This window comes from Burkholderia sp. E168m23 (genome assembly GCF_016586125.1).
Taxonomy (GTDB): domain Bacteria; phylum Pseudomonadota; class Gammaproteobacteria; order Burkholderiales; family Burkholderiaceae; genus Burkholderia; species Burkholderia orbicola.
Window position 1 is genome coordinate 1 of record NZ_BCPP01000089.1, and the last position, 12,311, is coordinate 12,311.

Annotated in this window: 9 protein-coding genes and 2 pseudogenes; 3 read left to right on the forward strand and 8 right to left on the reverse strand. The window is 57.6% G+C overall.

Annotated features, from left to right (window positions below):
• Positions 1-1,258, forward strand: a 1,258-nt coding sequence (locus JMF90_RS07420) for a hybrid sensor histidine kinase/response regulator (protein ID WP_201325011.1), incomplete at its 5' end; no start/stop codon positions are given.
• Between the two features lie 82 nt (positions 1,259-1,340).
• Here the strand turns inward: JMF90_RS07420 and JMF90_RS07425 are convergent.
• The 5 genes and pseudogenes from JMF90_RS07425 to JMF90_RS07445 form a co-directional block, all read right to left on the reverse strand.
• Entirely contained in the window at positions 1,341-2,189 is an 849-nt protein-coding gene (locus JMF90_RS07425; protein WP_201325012.1) for a S8 family serine peptidase, read from the reverse strand.
• Positions 2,190-2,237: 48 nt separating this feature from the next.
• Positions 2,238-2,963, reverse strand: a complete 726-nt coding sequence (locus JMF90_RS07430; protein ID WP_236593056.1) for a response regulator transcription factor — start codon at positions 2,961-2,963, stop codon at positions 2,238-2,240.
• 443 nt (positions 2,964-3,406) lie between these two features.
• Positions 3,407-3,604 carry a hypothetical protein gene (locus JMF90_RS07435; protein ID WP_201317414.1) on the reverse strand — a complete coding sequence of 66 codons (198 nt, stop codon included), beginning with the start codon at positions 3,602-3,604 and terminating at the stop codon, positions 3,407-3,409.
• Positions 3,605-4,510: 906 nt separating this feature from the next.
• Positions 4,511-4,887 (reverse strand): annotated as a pseudogene (locus JMF90_RS07440) (transposase); the annotation flags it as partial.
• Positions 4,888-4,951: 64 nt separating this feature from the next.
• The gene (locus tag JMF90_RS07445; protein ID WP_050014192.1) at positions 4,952-5,185 is read right to left on the reverse strand and encodes a tautomerase family protein; all 234 of its coding nucleotides are present in this window, start codon (positions 5,183-5,185) and stop codon (positions 4,952-4,954) included.
• 421 nt (positions 5,186-5,606) lie between these two features.
• Between JMF90_RS07445 and JMF90_RS07450 the strand changes: the two genes are divergently transcribed.
• Both JMF90_RS07450 and JMF90_RS07455 read left to right on the forward strand, forming a co-directional pair.
• Positions 5,607-6,248 (forward strand): response regulator transcription factor, encoded by a 642-nt coding sequence (locus JMF90_RS07450; protein ID WP_201317415.1) that lies wholly within the window; start codon positions 5,607-5,609, stop codon positions 6,246-6,248.
• A gap of 204 nt (positions 6,249-6,452) precedes the next feature.
• Positions 6,453-9,614: pseudogene (locus JMF90_RS07455) on the forward strand (ATP-binding protein); the annotation flags it as partial.
• A 240-nt stretch (positions 9,615-9,854) separates the two neighbouring features.
• Here the strand turns inward: JMF90_RS07455 and JMF90_RS07460 are convergent.
• The 3 genes from JMF90_RS07460 to JMF90_RS07470 all read right to left on the reverse strand — a co-directional run.
• On the reverse strand, positions 9,855-10,808 hold the full coding sequence (locus JMF90_RS07460) for a sulfite exporter TauE/SafE family protein (RefSeq protein WP_236593058.1): 954 nt from the start codon (positions 10,806-10,808) through the stop codon (positions 9,855-9,857).
• A gap of 91 nt (positions 10,809-10,899) precedes the next feature.
• A complete protein-coding gene (locus tag JMF90_RS07465; protein WP_082409467.1) occupies positions 10,900-11,829 on the reverse strand; it encodes a DUF2726 domain-containing protein in 930 nt (309 codons plus the stop codon).
• Positions 11,830-12,074: 245 nt separating this feature from the next.
• Positions 12,075-12,311: YadA C-terminal domain-containing protein (locus JMF90_RS07470; RefSeq protein ID WP_201325013.1), on the reverse strand; the 237-nt coding region annotated here is incomplete at its 5' end.

Consider the following 12,311-nt stretch of genomic DNA (forward strand, 5'->3'; position numbering starts at 1 on the left):
CACACAGGCCGACACGTCGATCTCGCGCCGCTTCGGCGGCACCGGTCTGGGGCTGGCCATCTGCAAACGACTGGTCGAACTGATGCAGGGCTCCATTCGCATTGACAGCACGCCGCGTGTCGGTACGCACGTCATCGTCGAATTCGACCTGAACGTCCATCTTGTGGCTCGGTCTACGCCGGTCGCAGGCAAGCAGGCCACTATCGACTTATCCGACATAGCGCTCGCGGCCGCGCTGCGCGAAGTCCTGATGCCGCTCGGCGTCGTCGTGACCGGCGATACGTCGCGGGCAGACATACGCTTTGTGGACGAATGCCGGCTCTTCGAAATCCGCGACGACGGGCTCGTTATCGGCCTGACCGACGAACCCATCCCGACGGGCTACGAGATCTCGCCCGACGGCACGTGTCGGCTCAGCCACAATCCGTTGACATGCGCCGCGGTCGAAGCACTATGCCTTCATGCCACTGCCGCACCTCGCTTCGCAGGGACCGATACCCGCCCTCCATCCGTTGAATATCCGTCGTCGGGTATTCGAATCCTCGTCGTGGACGACCATCCGATCAATCGGCTCGTCATCGAGGCGCAACTCGCTCGACTCGGCTATACCGCCATTGCGGTCTCCAACGGCACGGACGCACTGCACGCGCTGGACGATTCCGGTATCGCGCTGGTGCTCAGCGATTGCGCGATGCCGGACATGGATGGTTACGACCTGGCGAGACGTATCCGCTCCCGGGAGCCCCGATCGCGGCGCATCCCCATTCTTGCGTTGACGGCCAACGCATTGCCCGACGAAGCGATTCGGTGCGCCGAAGCCGGCATGGACGGCCTGCTCGTCAAACCCACCACGCTGGCGGTACTGCGCGAGCAGCTCGCGCGTTGGGTGCCGACGGCGCCTTGCCAGATACAGACGGACGCCATGCGCTGGCTTTCCCCGCCCGTCTCGCCTGAAGAACGCACGCACTTGCCCAAGCTGATCCGGGGATTTCTGGCCGAGACCGCGAAGGATATGGCCTTCCTTCAGGCCGCAATACAAAGCGGCAACGCAGTGGCGGCGGCCGAGCATATCCACCGCATCGCCGGTGCCAGCAAATTATTCGGCTCGGATGTCCTGGCTGATGCCGGCGAGCGATTATCCGAGCGACTTCGAGAGGATGGCGTGACGGGCCAGGAGGCAGCACTGGCGGCGTTTTTCGCACAAGTCGAGCAGTTGACCACCAGACTCAGCACGTTGATGGCCGCACAGCGTGAATAGTGTGGCCACCCGGCGCGAAAAATCGGATTGTGGCGAGCGCCACCTCTAAAATGAAAGTCGGCCCTTTCATTAGCGGGTCGGGCTATTCCGCTCGGCGGCAGCAGTCGATACAGCAGCCTGCTGCATCGTGTATGCCACCTCTCGGCGAAATCACCCTGCGCGATCGTGTCTCCGGCGCAATTGACGCAAAACGTGCCGTGCGCTTCAAAATGCTCGCGACCTCAGCGGGGGTCAACCAAGGGTTGGTCGTCAACATCAGCGATACCACGCCCGACACCTGGGGTGCCGCGAGACTAGTGCCATGCATATCGCCGTGGGACGCATCGGCTGGTACTCGCGTACCGGTATGGGAGAGAGTCCCGATGTTCGTCCCCGGTGAGCTCAGCGTCACACGTGAATGCGTATTGCCGCCGAGCACGCGACGACCGGCCTGGTCGCTTTTCGCCACTGAAATCATATCCCGACGACCCGGCGATGCATCGATCTCGCTAACGACATCATTGCTGGCGGCAGCGACAACCGTCACGCCTTGCCCCATGAGATCGTCGATAGCGTCCTGAAATGTCCAACTGCAGGCGTCGACCGATGCGACGCTCAGGTTGACTGCCTTTTCAGGACGTCGATTTTCCAGCGCGCGAGTAACCGGCACCGTCGCCCATCGCGTTCCGTCAACTACATCGTTGTACATGTCCCGTGCCATCACGGTGCCGTAACGCTGCGTCCCGCCGGACGATCGGCGCATCTTGACGACGATCTCGTTGCCGTGGTTTTCCTTCCACCCGATGCTCCCTACCCCAGAATCGCCACCGCATGAGGAAAGTAATACGGCTATCATTACAAAAGCGGGGCATAAGAGCGGGAATTTCCTGCGATCTTCAATCACGTCGAGCTCGAAAACGTAATTCAACGGTGGCGCGGGCGGCCCTTTCATTGAAAAGAACCATTGTCAGAAAATGGTCGAACCGCGTCAAAAAATCAGCTAGCCTCGCCAAAGCATATCCCGCACGGCGTCTACCAGATCGACATTGGTCTTCACGCCGAACTTCTTCATTGCATTTGCCTTTTGCGTACTGATCGTTTTCCGACTTCGACTGAGCTTTTCCGCGATTTCCCCGACTGCCATTCCGCGCGACAGAAGCCGTACCACATCAAGCTCGCGCGGTGACAATAAATTGGTTCGCGCCTGCCTGTCACCACCTCGACCCGAATCGCACAGCATATCTCCCGCAATGTCCGGATCCACATACCTTTTCCCGCGCATGACTTTATCGACGATTTTCGGCAAGGAAAGTGAATCGTCACTCGATTTCACAACGAATGCCGATACGCCCTTTTTCATCACGCGCTGGACGGACAGTCCATCCCTCAACTCGGCCAACAGGATAATCTTCACGTTCGGATGGTTTCTGCGGATGGTTTCAAGCATTCGCATCCCGTCCGGCTCCGGATCGTCGCCAAATGCATAATCGCAAATCAACACATCACATTCGAAAGTGCTCAACATCGACGCCATGCCGGACAACGTATGCGCCTCGGCGACGATTTGCATACTTTCCACACTCGAGAAAATGTGACGCAGGCCCTGCACTATCATCGGATAGGAGTCTGCGACGACAATATTTATCTTCCGTGCCGAAATAAAATCATCTGCATTCATGCCGGACGAAAACGAACTCGAATAGCTTTCTCGATCAATAAAACTCATCGATGGAAATTCCAAACATGGCTATCAAAAAACTGTCGTGGCGACACCTCCGACACGACAGAAGGTATCAAGTCACTGCGACAGTACGCTATCCCAAGCTGGAGATCGTGACACCGACGGTCGCGCGAAATCCAATGCCTGAACAATAGCGCTCGACATCGCCGTAAGGGACTAGAAAATTCTCATCGTCGGTGCGAAAAAAGCACATTCATCGTGCATCATTGCGAAGACCATGGCGCGAGAAAGGCGCTTAGATGCGTTTGTAACCTACATGCGCAGCCCGTCCGGTATGTGCACGTGGCTCATGCCCGCCGTTCTCAGCGCAGATGGCATGTCGCGCCCGATCAAATGGCATTGTTCGATCACGCGTTATGGGGTGCCCACTGGCGGAACGGCTTCGGATCGTGAGGATTTCGGCTAGGTCGTGAACGCGTCGTCCACTGTCAATACGGGATCAGGCGCGGGTGGTTGATGGAGTCGAAGTACCACTTGCCCTGTTCGGAGAGGGGCTCTCGACGGCGGGAATGATCCCGCGTCGCTTCCCGCCAGTGCACGAATTCAGCGTCGGTCATGTCAAGTCCTTCGGCCAAGCGCTCTACCGACGCTCCATGCTCGGCCTTGGCTTGCACGTTCGTGCGCATCGTTCGCACCGAGGTGTGCCCGCCACGGTTGTGAGACTTCGTCACTGCCGTCGGGGCGGCAGCGTTGCGCACCGGGTCACGATGCGATGCCTCATCCCGTGACATGGCACGCGAATACGGCCCCAGCGCCGCCTCCACCTCTACGTCGTCAGCGGCCGATACGCGCGCTGGTACCGATTGCCGCGTCGACACACCGGAGATGGAGCCCCGGTAAACGGTGTCTGGAGATGGATGTGCTGGCCCGTTTTCGAGCATATGTGTCGCAAGGCAGCACGACGCCGCGAACGCAAGGCCAACGGCAAGCGTCCGCCGCAACGAACGGGACGCAGGACGCTGACGCAGCCATGCAGCGTTGCCAGATCCGAAATCCGCCGCGGACGCTTTTGCTTGCTCACGCGAGATTCCGTGGGAGCACAAGTCGAACACGCGTGGCCCGGGGCCGCCCCTTTTCTCACACATGCTACGGCACCGACCGTACGGCGGCGGCACATCCGAAAAAGGGGGCGTAAGCGGGAGCGCGAAACGACCGGTAATGTCCTGCATATCCGTATGTGAGCGACGATTCTGCCGACACGTGACGCGTCGCCCCTCCGTCAATTTGAATGAAGTGCCGAGTATCGCTGTGGGTTCCGACCGCCGTAAATCAGCCAAGGACGAATCAGCGCAGTCCGGCGTCGGCCGATTCCCATCCGCCCCGGACTTGCATCCGCAGCAGTGTAGTAAGCACGATGGTGGCAGCCATCGCGAGCAGAACGCTCCCGGCAGCAGCACCTACGGAGTCGTGGCCGGTGCCTGGAGAATCACCGTCGATGTCGGCTCCGCCGCAAGCGCGCCCGTCGCTGCGCTTGCCCAATGGGGTTGCGATTGATCTGGAATGCTCGTGCAGAACACACCCCTGTTCAACGCGATGATGCGTTTGTCAAAGCCGGTGAAGCGGTGCTCATGCTTTGGAATCGGGATCAGCTCGAAGCTGCCGTCGCGATCGCGGGGGACGTCGACCCGGACCGGGCCGCGATCGGTGATGACCGTTTTGCCGCCGGCGCCGTTGCGCTCGTTGGCCTGCCCAGTGGCTTGGACGGGCTCTGCAGGTAGCCCAGATGCAGATTCATCTTGGCGCCTATCGCGCGCTCGATGACCGCCTTGTTGAACGCCAGCATCAGGTCCTGCACCTCGGCAGGCGTCATCGGCCCCTTGACCAACTGGTCCAGCAGTTGCTTGGGCTATTATTCAGGCAGCGGCCCGCGGGCCGCTGCCTGGGACGCCACCATTCGTTTCTTCTTCATTGGCGGCATATCCATGACTTCTACACCTCATGATATGCCCGCCCACGAAATCACGGATAGGTCCTTAGTTAGAGGATTTGGCGCCTCTCATGCGTAGCATGTCGATGGTCTTCAATGTCACCTTGTGGCCTCCCGACGAGTAGAGCCCGTCCGACACTTCCTCCACAATGACGACGGTGTGCGGACGAATATACTCTCCCGCTATTGCCGCAATCGCGTCGGTAACGCCATCCATCATCTGCTGCGTCTTCTCTTGCGAAAACGCGCCTTTCAGCAGCTTCAAGGTGACAACTGGCATTGCTTTTCTCCCATAGGAATTGCCATCACGGCTTTGGGGCGCCCACATCACGAGGCGGGTACGCCCGGAATGAAGACCTTTCAGATGTACGTCAACCCAATATCAGGACCAAGCCTAAAGCGTGAGCGGTTACGGTTTTCCTGACGGCAACCACGCTTGCATTTCGACAGCGGGTAATCCAGGACCCCGGCAGGTCACTCAGATCACTCGCCGCCGGTACAAATCCACCACCTTTGAAGAGGAGTGCCGGCGTGGCATGGCGCGATCAAAAAACAATATAAATTGATTCGCGCACTTTCGAAATCAGACAATTCTGATATTTATGAGAAGCGCACAGGCGTAATCTGGCTTTTTGGTTGGCGCACATCGGCCCCATATCATTTGGCAAACTCGGCCGATACTAATTAGTGGGGAGTCTGGAATGGCATGCCGTGTTGTACTCGCAGACGACCATCCGATCATGCTGCTCGGCTGCCGCGTTCTGATCGAGCAGAATGGCCTCGAGGTCGTGGGGGAGGCGCGCGACTCCAGGGAGTTGATGTCGATCTTGGCACGCGTCGCGTGCGATGTCGTGATTACCGATTTCTCGATGCCTAACGCCGGACGTGTCGACGGATTGCCTATGCTCTCGATCATTCGACGAGAACACGCAGCCTTACCGGTCATCGTGCTCACAAACATGGCAAATGCCGGGCTGTTACGCGCGATGTTGAACGAGGGTGTGCTGGGTATCGTCGAGAAAGGAGCGGAAAGGAACGAACTGTTCGCCGCCGTCCGTGCCGCCCTGAGAGGGGCAGTCTATATCAGTGCCAAGCTGCAGCTCGAACTATCGAAGCTTGGGCTGACCGAAACAGAAAGCCGGCGTGCTGCTAATTTGACTCCTCGAGAGCTCGAAGTGTTGCGCCTTCTCGGCAGCGGTAAATCACCGGCTGAAGTCAGCCAGGTTCTCCATCGGACAATCAAAACGGTAAGCTGGGCCAAGATATCGGCAAAGCGCAAGCTTGGCCTCAAAAGCGATGCGGAACTCTACGAGTACGTCGCCAATCTCGGGCTCAACGGTTGACACTACCCTCCTCACTGCAAGCGCTATTGGACGTCACGGTTCCCCCGGCACAAGATCCATGCCCCAAAGCGATGAGGTACACGGCGAGTTGAAATGCTCTATACGGCGCGCGTTACAACGTACTCCACATAATCCGTTATTTTGAAGAATACCTTTTGGATAAGTGCCCGGTCGAGCAGTATCATTGCCATAGTCGTCCTGACTATGAGTCTGATCGATTCGGCAACGGTTGAAAATATCGAAGCATCAGCGCTTCGGTTGACGCTACCTTCGCCGACAAACCCGGTGTCGCCGCCGCAGATTCCTGACGAGGCCCACGGTTTGGCACTCACGGCAGATGAGCGACGCTGGCTGGCTTCGCTGCCTCCGATCAAACTTGGCATTGACCCCGACTGGGCACCGATCGCCTACATTGATGCCAATGGTCGCCCGAGTGGCATCGTCGCCGACTATCTGGCATATATCTCGAAATCCCTTGGCATCCGCTTCGCACTGGTGAAAACGAAGTCGTGGGCAGAAACCTTGTCCCTGGCGCAATCAGGTCAAGTGGATGCCGCCGCGCCTGTCAATGCACCGACGGGGCACGGCGACGACTTGCTCTACAGCACTCCGTTTATTACCCTTCCCGACGTCATCGTTACCCGCCCCCACGCGCTGCCGCAAGGCATCGTCGATCTCGCTGGCCGTCGAATCGTTATTTCGGATCCAAGCGAGCTTCCCGCTCAGGTATTGCGCCAACTGCCAGACGCCGATATTGCCGTGGCCACGAACGCCTATCACGCGATGCAAGAGGTAGCGGAGGGGCGTGCCGATGCGTATCTCGGAAACGCAGCGATCGTCGATTTCAACATCAGGAGCTATTTCCCGGGTGCTCTCAAGATTGCATCACCTGCCAATATCGAGAGTCGGTTGACCATTTCAATAAACCGCCGCTATGAGAGACTGGTACCTATAATTAATAACGCGATCGCCGCGATGCCAAAAATGGAGCAGCAACGGATTCGAAGCCGTTGGCTTTGGCCTCGCTATTCAGTCGGACTGCCATGGAGGACCTTCGAGCTTACGTTACTAGGCGCTGCGGTCATATTGGCGATCATTATCATCGCGTACATCCGGCTTCGTCACGAGGTCCGTCAGCGGCTGGCGGTCGAGCATGAGCTGGCAGACCAGCTTAGCTTTCGTGAAGCGCTAATGGAGTCGCTACCGTATCCGCTGGCCGCCAAAGATAGTGCGAACCGATATATCGCGCTCAACCATGCCTATGAAACCGCATTCTCGGTGAAGCGTGAGGACTTGATTGGTCGAACAACGCTGGAAGCTTTACCGGTGGAGCCCGCATGGAGTAAGCAAATCCACGCCATGAGCGAGCAAGTCCAAGATCAAAATCGAGCCCATCATGCCGAGGTCAACCTGATGGACGGCGACCATAAGCTGCGGTCCTGGTTGTACTGGATGCATCCGTTTCAATTGCCAAGCGGAAAGCCAGGTGGCCTTCTGGTGACGTTGGTCGATGTGACGACCATTCGCGACGCAGAACAACGTGCGCGTGCTCTGGATCAACGTTTAAGACGCGTGACTTCTCATCTTCCGGTGGTCGTCTTCGAACTTCGCCATACACCGGATGGTGCACTAAGGTTTCCTTATGTAGGTGGTGATACGCGTGCCATGTGGAATCTGGATGCGCTGACGATGGAAGCCGATGCGCTTACGGCGCTCTCGCGGGTTCACCCCGACGACAGGCCTCTCATTAAAACCGCCGTCAAGTACTCGGCGCTTACCATGACGCCGATCTCTATCGATTTTCGATGTATGTCACATGGCCGCGAGCGGTGGATCCACACCGAAGCGACGCCGCAAACGGAGCCAGACGGCACGATGTTCTGGAGCGGAGTCTGGTCGGACGTCACTCACGCGAAGGCGCAGGGGGAAGAGCTCGCCCGTGCGAAAGAAGCGGCTGAAATAGCGGCAGCGTCGAAGTCGCGATTTCTCGCCACCATGAGCCACGAGATCCGCACGCCGATGAACGGGATCATAGGGATGTTGGAACTGTTGCGCCACGAATCGTTGAGCACAAAGCAGCAACGGATGCTTCACATGATCGGGGAATCTGCGATGACGTTGATGCAGATTCTCGACGACGTTCTCGATTTCTCGAAGATAGATGCCGGACACTTGGAGATCGTGACGGAACCGACTGATCTACGGGCACTCGTGGACGGCGTCAGCGCCATGGCCTCGACGTTGGCTCACGATAAGGGCCTTGTCGTTCGTAATTCCGTCAGTAACCAACTCGCCGCCGAATTGAACGTCGACGGTCTGCGCCTTCGCCAGATTCTCATTAATCTGATAAGCAACGCGATCAAGTTCACGGAAAACGGCGAGGTTGGCATCAGCATCTCCGTCTTCGACCAACGGGAAGCGTGCCAGCGTGTGCACTTCACGGTACATGACACGGGCATTGGCATCGCGCCCGCGCAACTGCAATGCCTGTTCGCGCCCTTCACGCAGGCCGACACTTCGATCGTACGTCGCTTCGGCGGCACTGGATTGGGTTTGGCCATTTGCAAACGCTTGGTCGAGCTGATGCATGGATCCATTCACATCGAGAGCACGCCGGATTTCGGCACTCGAGTCACGGTTGAACTGGACCTGGACGTACAGTTGCAGACTCGTTCCACGCCGCTAGCGGGAAAACATGCACATATCGCGTCGTCCGACCCGGCGCTAGCCGCAGCGTTATGCGAACTCTTGACACCGCTAGGTATCATCCCTGCGGGAGCCGCCTCACAGGCAGTCATACACTTTATCGACGAAAGTCGACTCGAGGCAATCGATAATGACAAGCCAGCTATCGGACTAACGGACGCCCCGATTCCAACGGGCTACGAGATCTCGGCTGACGGCACCTGTCGGCTCAGCCACAATCCGTTGATGTACTCCGCGGTCGAAGCACTTTGTCTACATGTCGTCGGTGCAACTCCATCCGCCGAGAACGATATCCGGAATCTGCACGTCGAATATCAAACGTCGGGAATTCAAGTTCTTGTCGTCGACGACCATCCGGTCAATCGCCTGGTCATCAAGGCGCAACTTGAACGACTCGGTTATACCGCTGTTGCGGTATCCAACGGCATGGACGCACTCCGAGTACTGGACGATTCCGACTTCGCATTGATACTCACCGATTGCGCGATGCCGGAGATGGACGGCTATGAATTGACGAAACGCATCCGCTCCCGGGAACATCGATCACGGGATACCCCCATTGTTGCCTTGACTGCAGGCGCGTTGCCCGATGAAGCAATCCGATGCGCGGAAGCCGGCATGGACGGCCTGCTCATCAAACCGACAACCTTAGCCGTGCTGCGTGACAAACTCGCGCATTGGATTGGAATTTCGCCTTGCCCGACACGGCCAGACTCAATTAGCAGTCTGGCCCAGCATCCCTCGCCCGAAGAAGGCGCATACCCGCCGATATTGATTCAAGGGTTCGTGACAGAGACCTTGAAGGATATTGCCTTCCTTCAGGCAGCAGTAGCCGACAAAAACGCGGTAGCCGCCGCCGACCGCATCCATCGGATAGCTGGCGCAAGCAAATTGTTCGGCTCAGGTGCTTTGGGGGATTACGGTGAAAAACTGGCCGCCCAACTTCGGCTGGGTGACCTCTCGGGTCAAGAGGCGGCATTGGCGGTCTTTTGCACCAAAGTCGAACAACTCATCACACGGCTTAACAAGGCACGCACCAGTGGCGAGTGATCCGCCATGTCGAAACACGCCAGATTTCCAGATCATTTGCGCCGCTGCGATGAGCACGAACAGCAGGACGACCGTCCTGAAAATTTCAGGGGACATCTTGTCCCGCAGCGGACGAACCAGCCACATGCCGGCAATCGCTGGCAGCGTGGCGGCCACCGAAATCGCGAGATCCGCACCGCTCGCCTGCGCGGCGCCGCTGAACGTAGTGAGCAGCGTCACGACCGAAACCACGAGGATGATCGCGATCTGCTTCGTAAACGCCCGGCCGCTCGCTCCGGACGAAATCAAGTAAGTGGCAAGCAACGGGCCGGGAATCGACGCAATGCTCTCCGTCACTGCCGCACCGAAGCCGAGCGTGAAACCAACAGGTTTGCGCCATGCGGGTGCCAAATTGAGCTTCGGTGCCGCGAGCATCAGTGTCGCGACCACAATCAGTACTGCGCCAGAGGCTGCCTGTGCGTGACCCGAGTTCAGCGAAAGGAGGATCGCCACGCCGACGATATTACCTAATACCGTCCATGCGATCGGCGCGGCGATTTTCCGCGCCGTTGCAAGCACCTGACCACCTTCGAGCGCCTGCGGAATGTTGCCGAGAATGATCGGCATAGACAGCAGCAATACTGCATCCCGAATCGGCATGAACTGGCTGACGATCGGCATCGCGATCAGCGGCACGCCGATGCCGGTGATGCCCTTGGCCATTCCACCCAGTACAAGCGCAACAACGATCTCGATTAGGTCGAATGTCGGAAGCACCTGCAGGCTGGAAGCTAGCACCCCTTCTGTCACATTGAATTGCATCATCGAATGACATGTCTCGGCATATCTATCAGCAGCCGATGTCGATTGCACCTGTAGGAATCAACCACGCCCCACGTTGCCATGAAATAATAGGTTAACTCCGCCGTCCAAATGAGCGAGCCGCGCACGACTCAAAATCTCGCCTCAGCACGGTCAAATCAGTCTTGACGCTCCAATACCGCATCACGCGCAACCCAATGGCCCGTGCAACGTCATCTTTCAACAAATCATCTCGGCGAGTATATTGCCACGCACACGACCTATCATCCAACTCAACAGCATACAATAAGCCACCATCGCCTCCACGAACCACGAAATCGAAAACCTTTCTATTATATAGTTTGATATTCGATTTATCATTATGCTCAGCATCAACGAGCTCTTTCAAAGCAACTTTCTTGAAAATGTCCGCCTCCGGCAATGCAGTGCACAATCGATCATAAAACTCTGACTCTTGCGCAGCGGTAAGTGCCCGATGTCCATGAGGAGCTGCGCCCGCGAGCAAAGGTTTGGGCTCGCTTTTTATCATTGGACCGCGCCTCGCGGTGAGCTTATCCGGGCAGTCAGGATGACTTCCGACGTCAGGCACTGCCGTTCCGGCCACTCGTCCACGCTCCACAAGCAACTCGCTCTCGAACTGCGCACGCCCCGGCGCGAGCGGCTCAACTCCCTTCGCAAGACTTTGACGCTCGGCCCCCGAACCACCTTCCGATTGCCACCTATATTTTCGCGAACGCCTTACCCCGTTCACGCCAAGAGCGACAAAAGCCGCACCGACAATCGCAAGAAAAACCAGCAACAGAGCCATCATAGTTTTAGTTATATTTGGAAAATCTGAATTTTCTTTAACGTTCGAAAATCGATCAAGTCTCCCGTGACAATCCGCAACACCTCGCCACCAAATCATCTTAATTAGATTATTCCAGTTGCAAAATCGATGATCACCTTGCCGTTCATGCGAACGCGGTTCACCGAAGAACAAATCATCGGCATCTTGAAGGAAGGGCGACTGACATGAAGCCATCAGAGCTGTGCCGCAATTACGGGATCTCCGAAGCGACCTACCACAACTGAAAAACCAGGTTCGCCGGGATGACGGCCCCGAAGCGCGGCACCTGAAGGAATTGGAGCGGGATAACAACAAGCTCAAGCACCTGTTGGCCTCTACGAATTCCGTCCGACCTCACATGCTGGGTATACATAAAAAGACCCGCGCGAGGCGGGTCCGGAAATACGGGAGCGGGTTGCCCCGCTCCGTCAGTCAGGCAGTTACCACTGATACGATGCCCCCAAGCCGACAGTGTTACCACCGCTCGACAAGCCCACACCGGCCTTCATCTTCAGGTTCTTGTTGATGCGGGCCTCCCCGCCGAACGCGACCGCCTGATAGCCCTTGTAGCTCGCACTGCCGATACCGAACGACAGCGTCTTGCCAGGGTCGACACCCGGGATCATCGTCAACGCCGTTGCCGCCGCGATACCCGAATAGGCATTGCGCGATACGCC

Coding starts and splice junctions, on each gene's coding strand:
- JMF90_RS07425 (WP_201325012.1), bottom strand. CDS start 2,189: ATGAAAGGGCCGCCCGCGCCACCGTTGAATTACGTTTTCGAGCTCGAC.
- JMF90_RS07430 (WP_236593056.1), bottom strand. CDS start 2,963: ATGAGTTTTATTGATCGAGAAAGCTATTCGAGTTCGTTTTCGTCCGGC.
- JMF90_RS07435 (WP_201317414.1), bottom strand. CDS start 3,604: ATGCGCACGAACGTGCAAGCCAAGGCCGAGCATGGAGCGTCGGTAGAG.
- JMF90_RS07445 (WP_050014192.1), bottom strand. CDS start 5,185: ATGCCAGTTGTCACCTTGAAGCTGCTGAAAGGCGCGTTTTCGCAAGAG.
- JMF90_RS07450 (WP_201317415.1), top strand. CDS start 5,607: ATGGCATGCCGTGTTGTACTCGCAGACGACCATCCGATCATGCTGCTC.
- JMF90_RS07460 (WP_236593058.1), bottom strand. CDS start 10,808: ATGATGCAATTCAATGTGACAGAAGGGGTGCTAGCTTCCAGCCTGCAG.
- JMF90_RS07465 (WP_082409467.1), bottom strand. CDS start 11,829: ATGGCTTCATGTCAGTCGCCCTTCCTTCAAGATGCCGATGATTTGTTC.